General features: G+C 40.1%; 16 protein-coding genes, 3 tRNA genes and 3 rRNA genes. 4 read left to right on the forward strand and 18 right to left on the reverse strand.

The window, feature by feature from the left end; genetic code table 11:
• Nucleotides 1-178: 178 nt before the first annotated feature.
• Nucleotides 179-1057 carry a ribonuclease HIII gene (gene rnhC, locus J0J36_RS09900; RefSeq protein ID WP_019291500.1) on the forward strand — a complete coding sequence of 293 codons (879 nt, stop codon included), beginning with the start codon at nt 179-181 and terminating at the stop codon, nt 1055-1057.
• A 10-nt stretch (nt 1058-1067) separates the two neighbouring features.
• Nucleotides 1068-1742: a signal peptidase I gene (gene lepB / locus J0J36_RS09905; RefSeq protein ID WP_153925488.1), complete on the forward strand. Its 675-nt coding sequence runs from the start codon at nt 1068-1070 to the stop codon at nt 1740-1742.
• 14 nt (nt 1743-1756) lie between these two features.
• Here the strand turns inward: lepB and J0J36_RS09910 are convergent, their stop codons facing one another.
• The 8 genes from J0J36_RS09910 to J0J36_RS09945 all read right to left on the reverse strand — a co-directional run bounded on the left by J0J36_RS09910 (nt 1757) and on the right by J0J36_RS09945 (nt 9844).
• Nucleotides 1757-2248, reverse strand: a complete 492-nt coding sequence (locus J0J36_RS09910; protein ID WP_046401282.1) for a DUF2127 domain-containing protein — start codon at nt 2246-2248, stop codon at nt 1757-1759.
• Nucleotides 2235-3050, reverse strand: a complete 816-nt coding sequence (gene purR / locus J0J36_RS09915; protein WP_019292793.1) for a pur operon repressor — start codon at nt 3048-3050, stop codon at nt 2235-2237. The genes J0J36_RS09910 and purR overlap by 14 nt, the downstream gene beginning before the upstream one ends.
• 180 nt (nt 3051-3230) lie before the next feature.
• On the reverse strand, nt 3231-5321 hold the full coding sequence (fusA, locus tag J0J36_RS09920; protein ID WP_019292792.1) for an elongation factor G: 2091 nt from the start codon (nt 5319-5321) through the stop codon (nt 3231-3233).
• Nucleotides 5322-5490: 169 nt separating this feature from the next.
• Nucleotides 5491-5862, reverse strand: a complete 372-nt coding sequence (locus J0J36_RS09925; protein WP_003133546.1) for a PqqD family protein — start codon at nt 5860-5862, stop codon at nt 5491-5493.
• The gene (locus J0J36_RS09930; protein WP_003133548.1) at nt 5855-7795 is read right to left on the reverse strand and encodes an OPT/YSL family transporter; all 1941 of its coding nucleotides are present in this window, start codon (nt 7793-7795) and stop codon (nt 5855-5857) included. The genes J0J36_RS09925 and J0J36_RS09930 overlap by 8 nt, the downstream gene beginning before the upstream one ends.
• A 214-nt stretch (nt 7796-8009) precedes the next feature.
• The gene (gene rpsG, locus J0J36_RS09935; RefSeq protein WP_003133550.1) at nt 8010-8477 is read right to left on the reverse strand and encodes a 30S ribosomal protein S7; all 468 of its coding nucleotides are present in this window, start codon (nt 8475-8477) and stop codon (nt 8010-8012) included.
• Between the two features lie 19 nt (nt 8478-8496).
• On the reverse strand, nt 8497-8910 hold the full coding sequence (rpsL, locus tag J0J36_RS09940) for a 30S ribosomal protein S12 (RefSeq protein WP_003133552.1): 414 nt from the start codon (nt 8908-8910) through the stop codon (nt 8497-8499).
• Nucleotides 8911-9223: 313 nt separating this feature from the next.
• Nucleotides 9224-9844 (reverse strand): helix-turn-helix domain-containing protein, encoded by a 621-nt coding sequence (locus J0J36_RS09945; RefSeq protein ID WP_019292791.1) that lies wholly within the window; start codon nt 9842-9844, stop codon nt 9224-9226.
• Between the two features lie 297 nt (nt 9845-10141).
• On the opposite strand from J0J36_RS09945, the gene J0J36_RS09950 reads away from it, so the two are divergent.
• Nucleotides 10142-11428, forward strand: coding sequence for a serine hydrolase (locus tag J0J36_RS09950; protein ID WP_153925491.1), 1287 nt, complete (start codon nt 10142-10144; stop codon nt 11426-11428).
• A gap of 29 nt (nt 11429-11457) precedes the next feature.
• On the opposite strand, the gene J0J36_RS09955 is transcribed toward J0J36_RS09950, so the two are convergent.
• The 10 genes from J0J36_RS09955 to J0J36_RS10000 form a co-directional block, all read right to left on the reverse strand.
• Nucleotides 11458-12846: an APC family permease gene (locus J0J36_RS09955; RefSeq protein ID WP_019292789.1), complete on the reverse strand. Its 1389-nt coding sequence runs from the start codon at nt 12844-12846 to the stop codon at nt 11458-11460.
• Between the two features lie 41 nt (nt 12847-12887).
• Nucleotides 12888-13784, reverse strand: coding sequence for a GRP family sugar transporter (locus tag J0J36_RS09960; RefSeq protein WP_019292788.1), 897 nt, complete (start codon nt 13782-13784; stop codon nt 12888-12890).
• A gap of 280 nt (nt 13785-14064) precedes the next feature.
• Nucleotides 14065-14604 carry a class I SAM-dependent methyltransferase gene (locus J0J36_RS09965; RefSeq protein ID WP_019292787.1) on the reverse strand — a complete coding sequence of 180 codons (540 nt, stop codon included), beginning with the start codon at nt 14602-14604 and terminating at the stop codon, nt 14065-14067.
• Nucleotides 14597-15541: a TIGR01212 family radical SAM protein gene (locus tag J0J36_RS09970; RefSeq protein WP_153925494.1), complete on the reverse strand. Its 945-nt coding sequence runs from the start codon at nt 15539-15541 to the stop codon at nt 14597-14599. The genes J0J36_RS09965 and J0J36_RS09970 overlap by 8 nt, the downstream gene beginning before the upstream one ends.
• 72 nt (nt 15542-15613) lie before the next feature.
• Nucleotides 15614-15686: transfer RNA gene (locus J0J36_RS09975), tRNA-Asn, on the reverse strand.
• Between the two features lie 38 nt (nt 15687-15724).
• Nucleotides 15725-15796, reverse strand: a tRNA-Glu gene (locus tag J0J36_RS09980).
• Between the two features lie 6 nt (nt 15797-15802).
• A 5S ribosomal RNA gene (gene rrf / locus J0J36_RS09985) occupies nt 15803-15918 on the reverse strand.
• Nucleotides 15919-16002: 84 nt separating this feature from the next.
• Nucleotides 16003-18902 (reverse strand): 23S ribosomal RNA (locus J0J36_RS09990).
• 166 nt (nt 18903-19068) lie between these two features.
• A tRNA-Ala gene (locus tag J0J36_RS09995) sits at nt 19069-19141 on the reverse strand.
• A 110-nt stretch (nt 19142-19251) separates the two neighbouring features.
• Nucleotides 19252-20800: ribosomal RNA gene (locus J0J36_RS10000) — 16S ribosomal RNA — on the reverse strand.
• The 16S, 23S and 5S rRNA genes sit together here with 3 tRNA genes alongside, the layout of an rRNA operon.
• A gap of 317 nt (nt 20801-21117) precedes the next feature.
• On the opposite strand from J0J36_RS10000, the gene J0J36_RS10005 reads away from it, so the two are divergent.
• The gene (locus J0J36_RS10005) at nt 21118-21906 is read left to right on the forward strand and encodes a ParB/RepB/Spo0J family partition protein (protein WP_019292465.1); all 789 of its coding nucleotides are present in this window, start codon (nt 21118-21120) and stop codon (nt 21904-21906) included.
• The last annotated feature ends 254 nt before the right edge of the window (nt 21907-22160 follow it).

Consider the following 22160-nt stretch of genomic DNA (forward strand, 5'->3'; position numbering starts at 1 on the left):
GGGTTAAGTTTCCTTTACTTAGAATTTGTTTACGGCAGGTGTAAGAGTCCTGCAAATATTTTTGGGTTTCCGGGGCCACAAAAATGGGGTAAACAATACCGTTTATCATAATACCACATATGTCAAGTCTTGTCAAGATTCATTTTTAATTTTTTTGCTTTTATGTTAAACTATTACCATGAATGTAGTTCTTACTTTAGACTCCAAAATGTTAGATAGACTTATTCTTAAGTTCGACAAATATAAGAAGGCATCAAAAAACCAATATATTGTTTTTTATGCAAAGCTACCTAAAGCTACTATTTCTGTATATACGTCAGGAAAAGTTGTCTTTCAAGGAGAGGATGCTGAACGTATCGCTCAACAATTTGGGCATACTGCTTCATCACGTCCACAGCAACAAGAGAACATAATCGGTACCGATGAAGTCGGCAATGGTTCTTATTTTGGTCCCTTAGTCGTTGTGGCAAGTTTTGTCAATACTGAAGATGTACTTTTATTAAAGAAGCTCGGTGTCGCCGATTCTAAAAAAGTTACCGATGAAAAAATCTATCAAATTGCTCCTCAATTAATGGAGAATATCACACATGTGCCTTTGATTGTTGAACCCACAAAATATAACCAAGTCATTGATTCAGGTTACAATGCTGTAAGTATCAAAGTAGCCTTGCATAACCAAGCTATTTATCTCCTCGAAAAACGTGTTTCAGAAAGTATTGAATATATAATTGTTGATGCCTTTACGACTGAAAAAAATTACCAAAAATATTTATTAGCCGAGCAAAATAAAGTGAACGGTAAAGTTACCCTTTTACCTAAGGCTGAAGACCAATTCTTAGCCGTTGCTTGCAGCTCTATTATTGCCCGCTACCTCTTTCTAGAAAATCTCAAAGCTCTTTCTCTAGAAGCAGGGTATAAGTTACCAAGCGGCGCCGGAGCAGCTTCTGACCAAGTAGCTGCAAAGCTAATACGTCAAAACGGTTCTGAGTCCTTGAAAAGATATGCAAAATTACATTTTGCTAACACGAAGAAAGCAATAAACATAGCTCAAATATAGAAAGTTAAATATGGAAAATACCACACAAAACAAACAACCCAATGCCTTCACACGATTCGTTAAAGAATGGGGCATCTTTATCGCAATTATCACTATCGCAATCCTCTCACGTATCTTTATCTGGTCACTTGTCGTTGTTGATGGTCATTCAATGGATCCAAACTTAGCTGATAAACAACGCCTGGTTCTTATTAAAACTGCAAGCATTAACCGCTTTGATATCGTAGTTGCTAAAGAAACAGAAACAGTAAATGGGCAAACCGAAACAAAAGACGTTGTAAAGCGTGTGGTTGGTATGCCGGGTGATGAGATTAAATTTGATAAAGATCAACTTTACATCAATGGAAAGAAAACTGATGAGCCTTACTTGGCAGACTTTAAAAACCAGCTTTCTAATAATGAACTCGAAAAGACTTATCAAAATTACGCTTTGACTTCTGAACTCTCTGAAGCCAATCGCGCTTACTTTGTTCAACTTGCGCAACAAGCTCAAGCCTTTACCACGGATGCAACAGGCAATCCAACCTTTACGATTAAAGTACCTGAGGGAGAGTATCTTCTCTTAGGGGATAACCGTATTGTGTCGAGAGACAGTCGAGCAGTAGGAACCTTTAAACGTTCTGATATTGTTGGTCGAACCATGTTCCGTGTGTGGCCAATTAATAAAATTTCTACCCTTAACTAATAAAAAAACTTTGTCTAGATAGACAAAGTTTTTTTCATATTTTTATATTCTAGGTAGGTAAGGAGAATCAGCAAAACATCAAAAACTGAGACAAAAAGCATAAAATTAGAATGATATTGCAAATAATCCGTCAGTTGGTAAACAATAAAGCATAAAAAAACCAAAATTGATAATGGATACGCCCAAAGAATCTTTTTCCATAAAAGCACCAAAGTCACAAGCTTGATTAAACCATGTACTAGAAGATAAACAGCAGCAAGGTATTGTGTACTAACAGTAAAATGATACCCCAAATTTAATAGGAAATGAGCTATAAAGTCGCTTGGATCTTCTTTTAATTCTCCTCGAGTAAACCAGCCCACAATACCAGACATGCGCTCAGGTGTAATAAAGAAAAGAAAAATACCACCAAGAACTTCGCCTAAGGCAAATAGTGACTTTAGTAACAATACGATATCAAAGCTTAAATCAATAACACCTTGCTTGTTTGCTTTATTTCTCTTCAAATATATTACCTAGCTCTACTTCAATTGTCCGCTGGGCAACATCTATCTGATCTACCTTGAGGATTGATTTATAATCATCTACCAACCGCTCTCCCTTGAAAGGCCCTTCCAGAAAGACAGCCACACCAGATAAGAAACAATCAAATTCGTGAACAAGACTCTTCATGCCATTAATCGTTCCAGCTCCTTTCATAAAGTCGTCTACAATCAATACACTTTGGCCAATCGATAAACTCCGCTTAGAAAGTGTCATATTTTCAACACGGCTGCTTGAACCTGACATATAATTCACGTTCAAAGTTGCCCCTTCTGTAACTTTAGGATCACGTCGAACAATAACAAAAGGAACATCTAAAATTTCCGCTACAGACTGTGCAATCGGAATCCCTTTTGTCGCAATTGTCATCACGACATCAATTTGTTTATCACAATACTCATGAGCAATAATTTGACCAATTTTTTTTAGATTAGCAGGGTGACCTAAAATATCAGAAAGATATATATAACCTCCAGGTAAAATACGGTTTTCTTCACGCAAAAGGTCCGCAAGTTCCAACGCACGATCCCGAGAAACTTCATCAGATATATAGGGTGTGAAACGTACGCCTCCTAAACTTCCAGGAAAAGTTTCGACAATTCCAATATTTTGATCTTCAAAGACACGCTTAATAAAAACAAGGTCTTCAGAAATCGAGGATTTGGCTACTTCATAGCGTTTACTAATTTCGTTCAGATTCAACATTCTATTGGGTCTGTTCAATAAAAAATTAGTAAAGTCCACTAAACGTTCGTTTCTTTTCATATTAATCACCCTTTTCTTTTTGTTGGTTTAATTATAACGTAGAAAAACCGAACAATCAAGCAAAGCATTCAAATTTAATCATAAAAATTACAGTATCTGGGATATATTTTCGAATAATTCAAAATAAAAAAAGCAATACCTTAAAGATATTGCTTTTTTATTAGTTGAAATAATCAAAGATTATTCAGCATCGCCACCGCGACCGTTTTTCTTGATAATTTCTTCTTGTACTGATTTAGGTACATCTTCGTAGTGGTCAAATGTCATCATGAATGTACCACGACCTTGTGAAGATGAACGAAGAGTAGTTGCATAACCAAACATTTCAGCAAGTGGTACAAATGCATTAACGATTTGTGATTTACCATGTGCTTCCATGCTGTTTACACGTCCACGACGAGCTGTTACGTGACCCATAACATCTCCGAGGTTTTCTTCAGGAACTGTGATAACAACTTTCATCATTGGTTCAAGGATTGCAGGTTGTGCAGTCTTAGCAGCTTCTTTCATAGCGAGTGAAGCCGCAACCTTGAAGGCAGTTTCTGATGAATCGACATCGTGATATGAACCATCATAAAGTTTAGCTTTAATATCAACCATTGGGTAACCAGCAAGGACACCGTTAGCCATAGTTTCTACCAAACCTTTTTCAACGGCTGGTACGAATTCACGTGGAACCACACCACCGACGATAGCATTTTCAAACTCGAAACCAGCACCTTCTTCGTTCGGTGTGAATTCGATCCATACGTCACCGTATTGACCTTTACCACCTGATTGACGTTTGAAGAATCCACGTGCTTGAGTAGCTGCACGGAATGTTTCACGGTATGATACTTGAGGTGCACCAACGTTAGCTTCAACTTTGAATTCACGTTTCATACGGTCAACAAGGACATCAAGGTGAAGCTCACCCATACCAGAGATAACTGTTTCACCAGTTTCAACGTTTGTTTCAACGCGGAATGTTGGATCTTCTTCAGCCAATTTAGTAAGGGCAACACCCATTTTATCTTGGTCAGCTTTTGATTTAGGTTCAACAGAAAGTTGGATAACTGGTTCTGGAACTTCGATAGACTCAAGGATGATACGTGCTTTTTCGTCAGTCAATGAGTCACCAGTTGTAGTGTTTTTCAAACCAACAGCAGCGGCGATATCGCCAGCATAAACTGTTTGGATTTCTTGACGAGTATTCGCGTGCATTTGGAGGATACGTCCGATACGTTCACGTTTACCTTTAGAAGTATTCAAGACGTATGAACCAGCATCCAATGTACCTGAGTAAACACGGAAGAATGAAAGACGTCCAACGAATGGGTCAGTCATGATCTTGAAGGCAAGAGCCGCAAATGGAGCATCATCAGATGCTGGGCGTTCGTCTTCTTCGTCTGTATCTGGGTTAACACCTTTGATTGCAGGGATGTCCAATGGGCTTGGGAGGTAATCAATAACCGCATCAAGCATCATTTGAACACCTTTGTTCTTGAAGGCAGAACCTGCAAGCATTGGGTAGAATTCAACGTTGATTGTTGCTTTACGAATAGCGGCTTTCAACTCTGCTTCAGTGATTTCTTCACCTGCAAAGTATTTTTCCATCAAGTCTTCGTCTGTTTCAGCGATAGCTTCGATGAGTTTTGTACGCCATTCTTCAGCTTGTTCCATGTATTCTGCTGGGATTTCTTCGTCACGGATATCTGTACCAAGGTCGTTAGTATAGATTTCTGCGCGCATAGTTACCAAGTCAATGATACCCACGAAGTCTTCTTCAGATCCGATTGGGATTTGAATTGGATGAGCGTTAGCGCCCAAACGATCGTGCAATGTAGAAAGTGAATAGAAGAAGTCAGCACCGATTTTATCCATTTTATTAGCAAAAACGATACGTGGAACTCCATAGTCAGTTGCTTGACGCCAAACTGTTTCAGTTTGTGGTTCAACACCTGATTGAGCATCAAGTACAGTTACTGCACCGTCAAGAACACGGAGTGAACGTTGTACTTCGATTGTGAAGTCCACGTGACCTGGTGTATCAATAATGTTTACACGGTTGCCTTTCCATTGGGCAGTTGTCGCAGCAGAAGTGATAGTGATACCACGTTCTTGTTCTTGCTCCATCCAGTCCATTTGTGATGCACCTTCGTGAGTTTCACCGATTTTGTGAATTTTACCAGTATAGTAAAGGACACGTTCAGTGGTAGTTGTTTTACCGGCATCGACGTGAGCCATGATACCGATATTACGAGTATTTTCAAGTGAAAATTCGCGAGCCATAGTTTTCTCCTAATTAATTTTTAGTTTTACACCCCATTATATCATAATAATAAAGGTTTTTATAGTTCTATTTTTATCTTTCAACTATTTTTAAATAAAATTTAAGCTTTTTTCAAAAAGACTTACTTCTTCTTCATGAAAAATTTTTATCAAAAAAAGAAAAAGGAGACTATTCCCCTTTTTCAACAATCTCAATCCATCTTTCGACAGATTCTAAATGATTAAGGTACAGGAAAAGACGCTCATAGAGTTGTTGAGAGGCTTCCTCGTGCTGTGCACTTAGTGCTTCTCCTATTTCCTTTACAGTTGTTTTACCATCGATCATGCTAAAAACAAGTGTACCATATTCATCCAAAGACATGTACGTACGTTGAGGTATTTTCGCCCCCATCTTACGCATAAGATTTTGTGTCCAATGTTTTTGATCTTTATAAATCCGAATCCGACCTTCGTGCCATTCAAATAACACTTTATCTTTTTTCCGGAAAATCATATTCAGATTTTCATCTGAAATATCATCTTTTTTCTTTTTATTACTCATCTGACTTCTCGGCAGCCGGAGCTTTCTTGATTGACATCAATGGTGCTACAATCGCAATGATTAAGATAACCATGAGTACCCAAGCCATGGCGTTAGAACCTACAAATCCCGTAGGTGTTCCTGGAGTTACGACTCCTGAAACTTGAAGGATAATACCCAACAAACCAATAATTGATGCACCGGCAACTAAACCTGACGATAAAGAGACACCTGATGACATACGTTCTTCTTGAACAGCTTCTGTATCTTTTTTACCAAGAACTTCCACCAAAATACGAACTAAAGCACCAATAAGAATAATTGACGTTGTTGAAATTGGAAGGTAGAAACCAATCGCAAATGTCATAACTGGAACTTTAATCATGTAAAGGATAATACCAAACACGATACCAGCAATAATCATATGCCATGGAAGTTCTCCACCGATGATACCATCAGTCAAAGTTGCCATCAAGTTTGCTTGTGGTAAGGCGAACTGAGCTGCATCACCCGTTAAAGCTAATTGATCACGAAGTAATACGATAACACCTGTTACCACTACAACACCAAGAACAGCAGCAACAAGGAAGAAACGACGTACTTCATATTTATTACCACCAGTGATGAAAGTAACTTTTTGAGCTTGTGTATAACCACCAGCTACTGAAATCGCTACAACGATGAAGGTACCGAAGAGCAAGAGTGATTTAAGGTCTGCACTTGATGTCCAACCCATTGTCAAGAAAACAAGAGTCAGGATAACAAGAGAGGCAATTGTCATACCAGATACTGGCAAGTTAGATGTACCGATTGTACCTGTCAAGCGTCCTGCAACGATGATGAATAACATTGAAAGAACGATTGAAAGAATACCAGCAAGGAAAGTCATGGCTATGTTCCCACCAGAGATAATGAAGCCAACAACAAATGTTGCAACAATACCAATAAGGATAGCAAAGATACCAAGTGAATCACGTTCTCCAGCTTCGGCATTTTTACGTCCATCGAGTGTTGCTTTAACAGAGTTAATGATTGTTGGGATAAGACGAATTGCCCCAATCATACCACCTGAAATCATCATCCCCGCACCAATGTATTTAACATATGATCCAGAGATTGCGGCAAAATTCATAGCTTGGATTGGAGTAGATGGGTCATTCCAAACATGATGACCGTTTCCAGCCATTTCTGAGAAGTAACCAATCAATGGAGCGATACCAAAGTTAGCAAGGATTGAACCAGCAAACATCATTACTGCAACCTCAAGCCCAACAATAAAGCCGATGGCAGCAAGCATTGGATTTACTTCAATTTCAAGTTTCCATTTATAGAATGTTTCGTTTGTATAGCTTACAACGTTGTTCACAACACCAAAAACTGCTGAAGTGAATGCAGTAATAAGACCACCAACACCGAAACCGATACCCATGTATTTAAGTGAGTTACCACCTGTTGAAGAAGCAACAAGCGTTTCCGAAATTGCCATTGCTTCGGGATAAACAAGTGTGCCATGTTCTTCAACTAAGAGATAGTCTTGAACAAATGACAAAATACCAAGAGATACAAGAACCGCAGAAACACCAACAATTACACCTTCAAAGAAAGAGACTTGTTGTCCGATAAGGATAACTGCTGGTAAGACAAAGATAAGACCTGAGGCAATTGACTCACCACCAGTTGCCATTGACTGGAGGATATTCTTCATCAGGAAGTTATTTTTACGGATAAAAATTGACAAGAGTCCTGAACCAAGAATAGCCCCTGGGATACCTGCAGCTACTGTTAAACCAGCACGCATTCCTGAATAGGCAGTAGATGCTGCGAAAAGAATGGCCAAAATAATACCAATAACAATTACAACTGGGTTGCCAGCACTCTTTTTGCGTCCATCTTCATAAGGGAGGTAATCTTTCCCTGCGACACCGCCATAGGCGGTTTTAGACAATTTTTTCATATTGTGTAATATACTCCTTAAGTTTGAAAGTGTTTTCGCCTTATTTTACTACAAATTCATCAAATCTGCAAGGTGTTTAAGTGTTTTTTGTAGCTTTTTTCTCATATTTTTGTTATGTAAATGTGTATATTTTTTTATTTTCTTATCTTTGAAAATAAAAAAACTTGACCATAAAGTCAAGCTTTTTCTAGAATAATGACCAAGGGTCATCTTCTTACCAACGGAAGTGAGCGAACGCACGGTTTGCTTCTGCCATTTTGTGTGTGTCTTCACGTTTCTTAACTGCAGCACCTGTGTTGTTTGCAGCATCAAGAATTTCTTTTGCAAGACGGTCTTGCATAGTGTGTTCACCACGGTTACGAGCGATTGTTACCAACCAACGGAGTCCGAGAGTTGTACGACGTTCTGGACGAACTTCAACTGGGACTTGATAGTTAGAACCACCAACACGACGAGCGCGAACTTCAAGAACAGGCATGATATTTTCCATAGCTGTTTCGAAAACTTCAAGTGGGTTGTTTCCAGTAGCTTCTTCAATTTGTTTGAAAGCTCCGTAAACGATATTTGTAGAAACGCCACGTTTACCATCAAGCATAACGCGGTTGATAAGACGTGTTACTACTACTGAGTTGTACATTGGATCTGCCAAAACTTCACGTTTTGGGGCACGATTTTTACGCATTCTTCTTATCTCCTTTCAATTACGCTTTTGGTTTTTTAGTACCGTATTTAGAACGGCTTTGTTTACGATCTGTTACACCAGCTGTATCGAGTGCACCACGAACGATGTGGTAACGTACCCCTGGCAAGTCTTTTACACGACCACCACGAAGAAGTACAACGCTGTGTTCTTGCAAGTTGTGACCGATACCTGGGATGTATGCTGTAACCTCGATAAGGTTAGACAAACGTACACGAGCGAATTTACGGAGCGCTGAGTTAGGTTTTTTCGGAGTCATTGTTCCAACACGAGTTGCAACACCACGTTTTTGTGGGCTTGCTACTTTAGTTTGGAGTTTTTTACGACTGTTATAGCCGATGTTCAATGCAGGTGAGTTAGATTTTTCCACTTTAGAGTGACGACCTTTACGCACCAATTGGTTAATAGTAGGCATTTTTCTGTCTGCTTATCCCTTTTATTTACGGAGAACCGCAAAGCGAAATAAAACGAATAAACAATCCTTTCTGTTTTTTTATAAAGTTGGAATGTCAGTATATGGTCGCTTAATCCAAGTTCTGACAAGAAGTTTGGCAACTTATACAAGTTCTCCTTATTAGGACCAAATATAAAAAGTACCGTTTAATATCATATCAAAATTTCAACACTCTGTCAACTTTATTTTGCATATTATTAGAGAAAAGTATTTCTTTACAAATTTTTTTGCATTTTCTATACTGACACGCGCGCTTAATTGCCTCATATCTGGGTTAATGAATAAATGATGTAGCAGGATAACCGAAAAATAAAATAGCGATAATTAGGGCAACAAATAAAAAATCTAAAAAAATTACGAGAACAATAGTCAGTATGCGCCCTATCTTATTATAGGGATTAATACTGAGGCCATAACCGAATACTTTTGGCACCCAAAGGGGAGAACCCATTATTCCTTTATAATGCTGATAAGCAAGTTTATTAAAGCTTACAGTCACATGTAAAAGGAGAATGCAGAGGAGGAAGATAATTATTGTAATACCATTTAGTAAAGTTACGTTGTTCTGAGATAAAGGAATGAGTAATAATGATAAGAGGAGGATAAGGCTGGTCAATATAATCAATAGTATTGAGTACTTCTTGTTCGCTTTCTTCGTATTGATTAACTCATAATCCTTCTTAACTTTCTTCATAAACTGCGGGTCTCCTTTAATAATATCAAGTGAAAAATCATAATAATTACTTAGTTCTATCAGCATCGGAACATCTGGAAAGTTTTTCCCGTTCTCCCAGTTGGAAAGGGATTGTCTTGAGATATAGAGTGTATCAGCAACTTTTTGTTGCGTTTCTCCTTTTTTCTTCCGTTCCTCTACTAAAATAGTGGCTAAATTCATCTTTACTCCTTTCATGCCCCATCATGATATATTAAAAAGAATAGAATGTCTAGCAAATATTTCTTGCATGCCTATCTAAGAGGGTAAAAAGAGCTATTGTAAATGAAGTTTACCGATACTGTAAACTTCATTTACTTCTGTAAAATAATAAATATTTGCATAGATTTTCCTAAAAGAGAAGAAATGTTTTACGTGAAACCATTGACTCGCTGTTGAAGCATCTATTAGTGTGAGTTTAACACATATTATTTTTGAAATACATTAGACCTTATTTCGCTGGTATGATAAAATAGAAACATGAAAAAAATCGTAATCACTTTCCTCTCCTTACTGCTTTTATTCTCTCCTTTGGCTACTATAAATACTCAAGCTGAGGATTTTTCTGTGGCAGCAAAATCTTCTATCGCCGTAGATGCAAGCAGTGGCAAAATCCTTTATAGCCAAAATGCAACGGATTCAAGCACGCGCATTGCTTCAATCACTAAACTTTTAACGGCCTACTTGGTTTATAAGAGTGTCGATGAGAAAAAAATTGCTTGGGATACAAAAGTACCTATTTCTGACTATGCTTATAATTTAACAATGAACAGCAACGCAAGTAATATCCCACTTGCTGAGGGAACTGAAGTCACGGTTAAAGATTTACTTAATGCCTTGCTTTTACCCTCAGCTAACTCCGCTGCTATAGCCTTGGCAGAAAAAATTGCTGGTTCGGAACCGAAATTTGTTGATATGATGATGGCTCAATTGAAAGAATGGGGCATTACAGATGCTGAGCTTTATACTTCTTCTGGCCTCCCAAACAGCGAGCTCGGTGAAAATATTTATCCAGGATCTACTGAAAATGATGCCAATACAATGAGTGCTCAAGATGTTGCCATCATGTGTACACATCTCCTCAAAGATTATCCCGAAATATTGAAAATCACCAAAAAAACAGAACTTCCATTTGATAAGGGAGGTCAATCTGAAACTACTTTAGCAAATACTAATCAAATGTTGCCTGGGTTTACAACAACACGTGCCGGTGTAGATGGCCTTAAAACTGGTTCAACTTCATTTTATGTCGACTGCTTTGCTGCTACAACAGTTCAAAATGGGTTCCGTATTATTACGGTTATTTTAGAAGCTAAAGACCCTTCTGTAGATAATTCAACACCTTTTACACTCACTAATGATCTTATGAACCAAGTTTATGCTTCTTGGACAAATGCAGATATTATTAGTAAGGATGAGCAACTCAGCGATTTCGCTAGACTTCCTGTACGAGACGGAAAGAAAAACAGTATTGATCTTATAGCTAAAGATAACTTCTCCGCTGTAGTCCCCTTAAAAAATGGTACAGCCGACATAAATGCAATTGAAATTACCTTTGATCGCGATCCTAAAACAAATATCGAGGCTCCCATCAAAAAAGGAGAAGAGTTAGTTCAGGCTACAGCTACACAAAAAGATAAGCTCGGCTATCTCCCAGGTTTTTCAGGTTATCATTTTCCTCTTACAGCTAAGACAGATGTGGAACGTGCAAATGTCTTTGTCGTGATGTGGAATAAATTCGTCCGTTTTGTAAACGAAAAACTCTAATAAAAAACTTTCTTGTACAAGAAAGTTTTTTATTTTATAGAATTTTCTAGTTTAGAATGACGATAACTGTAAACAAAGTAGAAACCAGCTGCAAACATAAGTAAAATTAGAAGAAAAAGCCATATTTGGGTATGATAGTGGACGATTAAAAAGCCATTGACAATAATTGATAAGATAGGAATCAAAGGTACTAGTGGAGTTTTAAACTCATGAGGTTGTGGCAACCCTTGTTCCTTACGAAGCTTTAACAAACCAAGAGCTAATACAATCAGATATAACAATGTAGATAAGCTCAAAAACTGACTGAGATAAGACATAGGAACAAAGCCAGCTATCAACATTGAAGTACCTCCAATAACGAGTGTAGCATTAATTGGTGTTTGGTGCTTAGCTGAAATTTTACTGAGCTTTGGAGGTAAAAGCCCATCACGACTCATAGAGTAAAGTAAGCGTGATAAGGCATAGGACATGGTGAGAGCAACACTGAGCAAAGTAATCACCGCTATAATAGAAATATAAGTCGCTGCCCACTCAACTCCAAGATAAGCAAGAGCAAATGCAATAGAGTTTGTGACATTTAGCTTATAATAAGGCACTGTTCCTGTAAGCACCAATGTCACAATAATATAAAAGACTACAGCAACAAAAAGTGAACTAATTACGCCATAAGGAATATTTCGACGGGGATTTTCAGCCTCATCTACCGCTGTCGACACTGTTTCGTAACCAATAAAGGCAATAAAGAGCATCGAAGCACCTGGTAAGATACCCGATTGACCACCGATTAAGGAACCCAAGCCAAAAGGTGCAAAGTTAGACCAATTTGCAGGTTCCAGATAAAAAAGACCAACAATAGCAAAAACAATTAATGCTGAAAATTTTAAAACAACGAGAGTATTATTCAAATGTGACACTGTTCGGGTGTTTAAGAAAATCATCACCGTTATGGCAGCCACTACCAACATTGGAATTAAATCAATAGAAAAACCTGAAGTATGGCCAAATGAGCCTTCAAATCTGGAAGGAAGTTGCAAATGCAGCAAGCCTTTGAAATAACCACTCCATGACTTTGCAACGATTGCAATTGTTGTAAAAAATTCAATTGCCAAAAGCCAGCCTACGATCCAAGCAGGAAATTCTCCAAAAACAGCATAAATGTAGCCATAAGGCCCACCTCGGCTTGGTACACGTGAAGCAAACTCAGCAAAGATTAGAGCTGACAACCCTACAGCAATCCCTGCAATAATAATGGATATAATAAGCGAAGGCCCAGCAATCAGGGCTACACCAACACCAGTAAAAGTAAAAATACCTGCTCCCACCATTGATCCTAGACCTAATAAAGTTAAGTCCATCGAATTAAGAGTACGTTTCATTTCACTTTTTTCTTGAACTACTCTTTTACGAAAAATGTTCATATCACTCCTCTATCATCATATTTTTACATTTCTTCAGCACATCAATTATTGATACCTTTTGCTTTGACAATAGCAAGTAAGATTGCTCCAATAATAAACAATACTGTACCTATAGTAATGTAGGCTAACTCCTTTTTTGTTTTTTTCTCGCCTAAAAAGAGAATACCTCCAATTGTTGAAATGATTACTCCTAATTGGGAGAAGGAAAAAGCAATAGCATTCCCTGCCAGTGAAGCTGCGAGTAACATAAAAACATTACCCACGCCCCACATTAGTCCAACAAAAATATTTTTAAAAACAACTGCTTCCATTTTTATATCACCACCAGAAAGAACAAAAGCACCTACAACCATTCCGATTGACATTGGAAAAATAATTGTTAATGTATCAAAATGAATATTGAACCACAGAGCGGATAAATTATTAAACAAAATCACATAAGATACATAAGCTAAAGTCGAGTAAGCTAAACAAATCAAACCTCTAACATAGTGATGTTTTTCTACAGCAATGGTATTTTCAGGATCTCTTTTTGCAGAAAAATAGAAACCAACGATTAAAGCTAAAATGGCAATAAACCCTAATGTATATTGAATATTTTGGGTCCACTCATGGAAAATGAAGACACCGATTAGTGCTGCCAAAACGAGTTGGGACCCCGCAGATAAAGGACCAGCTACGGATACACCGAGATATTTCATAGAGTGAAACTGTCCACTTTGACCAATTGCCCAAATAAAGCCACCAATAAAACCAATAAGAAAAATAGGAAAACTTAATTGAGGTTGACGGATAAGAAATACTATCAGAGCAAAGACAAAGGCTCCAAAAGTCATCCCCAAAGTTTGTTGTTTTGCTGTTCCACCGATTTTATTTGATACAAAACCAATGGATCCCCATGCGAACATTGGGACGAGAGCGAGTAAAATTCCTTCCATTTCAGCCTCCAAAATAAATATTAACTAAAAATCTTCTTATTTTAACATTATTATACATAAATATCAATGCATTCTTCTTATCTATTTTTTAATTTGATGCACTTTTTAACCTACTATTTTAAATGAGTATTAATAGCTAGTCTTTTAAGCCTTAAAGTATTGATGGAAAGTTCTAACTACTCTTCCATTCTTTTAAAAGTTTATTTTTGACTCATTTTTATCACACTTTCATTCTAACAAAATAAAGAATCGAAAAAAATAAAACACGCAAATACGTGTTTTATCGCTTTTCAATACAAATCAAAAAAGGTGGTGTATGGATCTGGTTCAGAGGCTCATATTTCATCACATGCCATTGTGCTTGGGGAAGCTCACTTGCCCAAGCAAGAACAGCATTTTTTTCACTTTGACCACCTTCGTGTCCGTAATAAACAACAAGCATAATCTGCCCGTGAGGTAGAAGTTTTTCTTTTAGGATGTCTAAAGCTCTTAAAGTCGTACTGGGCTGTGTAATAACCGATTTATCTGCCCGAGGCAAATAACCTAAGTTAAAAATAGCAGCTTTTACAGAATCCTTGACATATTTATCAATACTCTCATGGCCATCTAAGATTAACTTAGCTTCTAGTTTTTTTTCTTGCAATAAAGCTTGGGTTGAAACTAAGGCTTCCTTTTGCACATCAAAGGCATATACCTTATCCGTCAAACCTGCAAGAAAAGCTGTATCCCAACCATTCCCCATGGTCGCATCAACGACCACATCACCAGACTTAATTGTTTTAGATAACATCTGATGTGCCATCTCAATTGGTCTAAGCATAGGTAATTGACTCCACTTTTCTAATATTTTTACAGCCTTGAACAGAGCCACGTCGCTCCATTTCACGATCAATCGTATTCAAGACTTCCCACTTATTTAAAGACCACATCGGACCAATCAAAGCCTCACGGGGTGCATCCCCGGTGAGCCGATGAATAACAATTTCTTTAGGTATCATCTCTAGCTGATCACAGATAATCTTTACATATTCTTCTTGAGACAAGAGTTGTAAACGTCCATCATGGTAATCACGTTGCATTCGCGTATTTTTCATTAAATGCAGTAAATGAAGTTTGACACCCTGAATATCCGAATCTAAAATCATGCGGCGTACATTTTCTAACATCATTTCATGGCTTTCACCAGGTAATCCATTGATCAAATGGACACAAACATTAATATTATGCTCACGTAAACGAGCTACGGCATCCGTATAAGTTTGGTAATCATGTGCTCTGTTAATTAAATCACTTGTCTTTTCAAATGTTGTTTGAAGACCTAAGTCAATCCAAACTTCCATACGCGTATTAAGTTCCGCCAGATAATCAACCACATCTGGTGGAAGACAATCAGGTCGTGTTCCGATAGATATACCCACAACATCCGGCTGGTTCACAGCCTCTTCGAAACGTTCACGTAAAACCTCAACTGGAGCGTGAGTATTGGTAAAGTTTTGAAAGTAGGCGATATATTTTTTTACACCAGGCCATTTTTTATGAAAAGCCTCAACTTCCACACGAAATTGCTCTGCAATTGGTGCATCAGGCTCTAATATCAAATCACCAGAACCAGATACGGTACAAAATGTACAGCCGCCATGTGCAACAGTCCCATCCCGATTGGGACAATCAAAACCAGCATCAATGGGAACCTTAAAAATTTTTTCTCCAAAAGTCCCTCTTAAATATTCGTTCCATGTGGTATAGCGTTTTTGCATAATATATTACTTCCTTCAGTATCTACTATTATAACACAACAAAAAAAAACAGCCACAGGCTGATCTACTTGACTGCGGATGTCGGGCTCGAACCGACGACAACACGATTAACAGTCGTGCGCTCTACCAACTGAGCTAATCCGCATAAAACAAAACCCGATCATAAATCGGGATTTGAGAATATAGTCCGTACGGGATTCGAACCCGTGTTACCGCCGTGAAAAGGCGGTGTCTTAACCCCTTGACCAACGGACCATATAAACTTGGCATTTACCCTATCTCGCAGGGGGCAACCCCCAACTACTTCCGGCGTAATAGGACTTAACTTCTGTGTTCGACATGGGAACAGGTGTATCTCCTATGCAATGAATACCAAATCATGGTCTGAATGTATTGAACACTCAAAACTAAATAACAATCTCTTGATAAATAAGTAAAGCTGAACTCATATGTTCTATTACTTGGTAAAGTCCTCGAGCTATTAGTACTGGTCCGCTCCATCCCTCGCAGGACTTCCACTTCCAGCCTATCAACCTGATCATCTCTCAGGGCTCTTAATTCATAAAGAATGGGAAATCTCATCTTGAGGTGGGCTTCGCACTTAGATGCTTTCAGCGCTTATCCCTTCCCTACATAGCTACCCAGCGGTGCTCCTGGCGGAACAACTGGTACACCAGCGGTAAGTCCACCCCGGTCCTCTCGTACTAAGGGCAGATCCTCTCAAATTTCCTACGCCCGCGACGGATAGGGACCGAACTGTCTCACGACGTTCTGAACCCAGCTCGCGTGCCGCTTTAATGGGCGAACAGCCCAACCCTTGGGACCGACTACAGCCCCAGGATGCGACGAGCCGACATCGAGGTGCCAAACCTCCCCGTCGATGTGAACTCTTGGGGGAGATAAGCCTGTTATCCCCAGGGTAGCTTTTATCCGTTGAGCGATGGCCCTTCCATGCGGTACCACCGGATCACTAAGCCCTAGTTTCCTACCTGCTCGAGTTGTAGCTCTCGCAGTCAAGCTCCCTTATACCTTTACACTCTACACATGATTTCCAACCATGTTGAGGGAACCTTTGGGCGCCTCCGTTACTCTTTAGGAGGCGACCGCCCCAGTCAAACTGCCCGACAGACACTGTCTCCCACGCCGATTATGCGTGTGGGTTAGAGCAACCATGAAGCAAGGGTAGTATCCCAACAGCGACTCACTTGAAACTAGCGTCCCAAGGTCAAAGTCTCCTACCTATCCTGTACATGCTTCACAGGTACTCAATATCAATCTGCAGTAAAGCTCCATGGGGTCTTTCCGTCCTGTCGCGGGTAACCTGCATCTTCACAGGTACTAAAATTTCACCGAGTCTCTCGTTGAGACAGTATCCAAATCATTACGCCTTTCGTGCGGGTCGGAACTTACCCGACAAGGAATTTCGCTACCTTAGGACCGTTATAGTTACGGCCGCCGTTTACTGGGGCTTCAATTCAGAGCTTCGCCTAAGCTAACCCCTCCTCTTAACCTTCCAGCACCGGGCAGGCGTCACCCCCTATACATCACCTTGCGGTTTAGCAGAGAGCTGTGTTTTTGATAAACAGTTGCTTGGATCTTTTCACTGCGGCTGTATTTCTACAGCACCCCTTCTCCCGAAGTTACGGGGTCATTTTGCCGAGTTCCTTAACGAGAGTTCTCTCGATCACCTGAGGCTACTCGCCTCGACTACCTGTGTCGGTTTGCGGTACGGGTAGTATTGAATTAAACGCTAGAAGATTTTCTTGGCAGTGTGACATCAAGGGCTTCGCAACCGTAGTTGCTTCCCCATCACAGCTCAATGTTAAAGGAAAATGCATTTGACACATTCCACACCTCACTGCTTAGACCAGAATCCATTAACTGGCTCCCTTTAGCCTACTGCGTCCCTCCATCACTAACAATACTAGTACAGGAATATCAACCTGTTGTCCATCGACTACGCCTTTCGGCCTCGCCTTAGGTCCCGACTAACCCAGGGCGGACGAGCCTTCCCCTGGAAACCTTAGTCTTACGGTGGATAAGATTCTCACTTATCTTGCGCTACTCATACCGGCATTCTCACTTGTAATCGCTCCAGCACCCCTCACGGTATACCTTCATCGCTGATTACAACGCTCTCCTACCATTTAATTAATATTAAATCCACAGCTTCGGTAATATGTTTAGCCCCGGTACATTTTCGGCGCAGGGTCACTCGACTAGTGAGCTATTACGCACTCTTTGAATGATAGCTGCTTCTGAGCTAACATCCTAGTTGTCTGTGCAACCCCACATCCTTTTCCACTTAACATATATTTTGGGACCTTAGCTGGTGGTCTGGGCTGTTTCCCTTTCGACTACGGATCTTAGCACTCGCAGTCTGACTGCCGCACATGTGTATTAGCATTCGGAGTTTATCTGAAATTGGTAACCCGAGATGGGCCCCTCATCCAAACAGTGCTCTACCTCCAATACACTTAAATTGCGACGCTAGCCCTAAAGCTATTTCGGAGAGAACCAGCTATCTCCCAGTTCGTTTGGAATTTCTCCGCTATCCACAAGTCATCCAAACACTTTTCAACGTGTCCTGGTTCGGTCCTCCAGTGCGTCTTACCGCACCTTCAACCTGCTCATGGATAGGTCACTAGGTTTCGGGTCTACATCATGATACTAAAGCGCCCTATTCAGACTCGCTTTCGCTACGGCTCCGCCTCTTCAGCTTAACCTCGCATCATAACGTAACTCGCCGGTTCATTCTACAAAAGGCACGCTCTCACCCATTGACGGGCTCGAACTTCTTGTAGGCACACGGTTTCAGGTGCTATTTCACTCCCCTCCCGGGGTTCTTTTCACCTTTCCCTCACGGTACTGGTTCACTATCGGTCATTAAGGAGTATTTAGGCTTGGGAGATGGTCCTCCCGGATTCAAACTGGATTTCGCGTGTCCAGCCCTACTCAGGATACTGCTAGGTATAAAGTCTATTTCAAATACGAGGCTATTACTCTCTTTGGCTTACCTTCCCAGGTAATTCTTCTATAGACTTTAAGTCCACGTTGCAGTCCTACAACCCCAAGAAGCAAGCTTCTTGGTTTGGCCTGTTTCCCGTTCGCTCGCCGCTACTTAGGAAATCGTTTTTACTTTCTCTTCCTGCAGGTACTTAGATGTTTCAGTTCTCTGCGTTACCTTCTCGTAAGCTATGTATTCACTTACGGATACTATGCATAACATAGTGGGTTTCCCCATTCGGAGACCTAGGGATCAATGCGTACTTACTGCTCCCCCTAGAATATCGTCGTTAGTCACGTCCTTCTTCGGCTCTTAATGCCAAGGCATCCACCGTGCGCCCTTATTAACTTTGCCATTAAAACAAGTATAAGTTTTTTCGAACTATTTAAAATAATTCGCAGCTTTACAGAAATGTTTTACCATTTCTCGGTTTATTTATCGTTATAAGATATTGTTATTTAGTTTTCAATGATCAATTCCTATTTTAACGTCTTCGTTGACAAGATACTGTCGTATCTTATGGAGCCTAGCGGGATCGAACCGCTGACCTCCTGCGTGCAAAGCAGGCGCTCTCCCAGCTGAGCTAAGGCCCCTTCTCTCAACGCAATCTTCTCTATCTTGCATCAAAAGACTGCTTGTTTGGTCTTTATAGACCCCTCAAAACTGAATAAAGTAGAACAACATCTTTTTTTATATTCCTTAGAAAGGAGGTGATCCAGCCGCACCTTCCGATACGGCTACCTTGTTACGACTTCACCCCAGTCATCGGTCTTACCTTAGGAAGCGCCCTCCTTGCGGTTAGGCAACCTACTTTGGGTACTCCCAACTTCCGTGGTGTGACGGGCGGTGTGTACAAGGCCCGGGAACGTATTCACCGCGGCGTGCTGATCCGCGATTACTAGCGATTCCGACTTCATGCAGGCGAGTTGCAGCCTGCAATCCGAACTGAGAATGGTTTTAAGAGATTAGCGCACCCTCGCGGGTTGGCGACTCGTTGTACCATCCATTGTAGCACGTGTGTAGCCCAGGTCATAAGGGGCATGATGATTTGACGTCATCCCCACCTTCCTCCGGTTTATCACCGGCAGTCTCACTAGAGTGCCCAACTTAATGATGGCAACTAGTAATAAGGGTTGCGCTCGTTGCGGGACTTAACCCAACATCTCACGACACGAGCTGACGACAACCATGCACCACCTGTATCCCGTGTCCCGAAGGAACTCCTTATCTCTAAGGATAGCACGAGTATGTCAAGACCTGGTAAGGTTCTTCGCGTTGCTTCGAATTAAACCACATGCTCCACCGCTTGTGCGGGCCCCCGTCAATTCCTTTGAGTTTCAACCTTGCGGTCGTACTCCCCAGGCGGAGTGCTTAATGCGTTAGCTGCGCTACAGAGAACTTATAGCTCCCTACAGCTAGCACTCATCGTTTACGGCGTGGACTACCAGGGTATCTAATCCTGTTTGCTCCCCACGCTTTCGAGCCTCAGTGTCAGTTACAGGCCAGAGAGCCGCTTTCGCCTCCGGTGTTCCTCCATATATCTACGCATTTCACCGCTACACATGGAATTCCACTCTCCTCTCCTGCACTCAAGTCTCCCAGTTTCCAATGCACACAATGGTTGAGCCACTGCCTTTTACATCAGACTTAAGAAACCACCTGCGCTCGCTTTACGCCCAATAAATCCGGACAACGCTTGGGACCTACGTATTACCGCGGCTGCTGGCACGTAGTTAGCCGTCCCTTTCTGGTTAGATACCGTCACTTAAGTAATTTTCCACTCTACTTAACGTTCTTCTCTAACAACAGAGTTTTACGATCCGAAAACCTTCTTCACTCACGCGGCGTTGCTCGGTCAGGGTTGCCCCCATTGCCGAAGATTCCCTACTGCTGCCTCCCGTAGGAGTCTGGGCCGTGTCTCAGTCCCAGTGTGGCCGATCACCCTCTCAGGTCGGCTATGTATCATCGCCTTGGTAGTCCTTTACACTACCAACTAGCTAATACAACGCGGGATCATCAAGTAGTGAAGCAATTGCTTCTTTCAAATAAGAATCATGCGATTCTCATTGTTATGCGGTATTAGCGTTCGTTTCCAAACGTTGTCCCCCGCTACTCGGCAGATTTCCCACGCGTTACTCACCCGTTCGCCGCTCTTCATAAAAATAGCAAGCTATCTTTAATCATCGCTCGACTTGCATGTATTAGGCACGCCGCCAGCGTTCGTCCTGAGCCAGGATCAAACTCTCATTTAAATTTAGTTCATCAAATGAACTGGCTGTTGTTTTGTCTTTCATTATTGAATTGACAGTTGGTATACAAGAAGTTAACTTCTCGCATATAGTCATTCTACTTTATTCAGTTTTCAAAGGTCTATCGCTCTCGTAAGAGATACGCTCTCTCGCGACAACTATTATATTCTATCAAACTCACTTTGTTCTGTCAAGAATAAACTGTGATTTTTCTCCCTTTTTTTTACACTCGTTCGGAAAACCCCGCGGTTGTCACGTTTCATCACTTATTTTTTTTGTGTTTTATTCTCGTTTTTGTCATTTTGTGGTATTATTAGCTCATGGAAGAAAAAATTTATCTACTAAATATAGAAGATATTAGTAAAAATCCTTATCAACCCCGCAAACATTTTGATCACGATAAGTTAAAAGAGTTATCACATTCTATAGAAATTAATGGTGTTCTTCAACCCATTATTGTTCGTAAGAGTAATCTTTTTGGCTATGAACTTCTAGCAGGAGAACGGCGTTTGCGTGCATCAAAACTGGCGAAGCTGGATAAGATACCAGCGATTATTCGTTCTTATTCTGATAAGGATATGATGGTGCTCTCTATTTTAGAAAATTTGCAGCGTGATGACATGAGTCCATTAGACGAAGCTGAAAGCATCAAAAAAATTTTAGAAAAAAGCTCATTGACTCATGATGAAGTTGCTCAACATCTCGGAAAATCTCGTTCCTATATTTCAAATCTCTTGAGAATTTTAAAGCTTCCTCAAGAAATACTTCATCTATTAGAAGAGAAAAAAATTAGTTTAGCTCACGCCCGGACACTTCTTGCTGAAGAAAATAAAGAAAAACAAGTTTCCTTAGCTCATAAAGTCATTCAGGAAAAACTTAATGTGCGACAACTTGAAGATATCATTTACCAAAAAGTTGCCACTAAAAAAACGAATAATAAAAAAAGCATTTATATAGAAGAAAAGGAAAAAGAAATTGCAAGATGTTTAGGTGTAAGTAATAAAATTTCATATAATGAAAAGCACCAAAATGGAAAACTAGAGTTGCATTTTGACAGTTTAGAAAAACTCGAAGAACTCTTGAATAAACTCACAAAAAATCCACAGTGAATTCACTGTGGATTTTTTATCCCAAGATTTATTCACAAAAATTTTGTTTTCCTTTTTTGTGGAAAAGTTTAGAAACGCTTGTTATAGCCTTCGCCTCCTGTGGAAAACTTTTTATCCTTCCACATTATCCACATTTTTGGGGATAGTTATCCACTTCTGTGGAAAAATCGTATTTTTTTTCAACAGCGGTGGATAAATAGTTATCAACATGATATAATAGGTTCTACTTAATTTTAATATATTAGAGGAAAAAT

Origin of the sequence: Lactococcus sp. LG1074 (assembly GCF_017309525.1) — a bacterium.
GTDB lineage: Bacteria > Bacillota > Bacilli > Lactobacillales > Streptococcaceae > Lactococcus > Lactococcus petauri.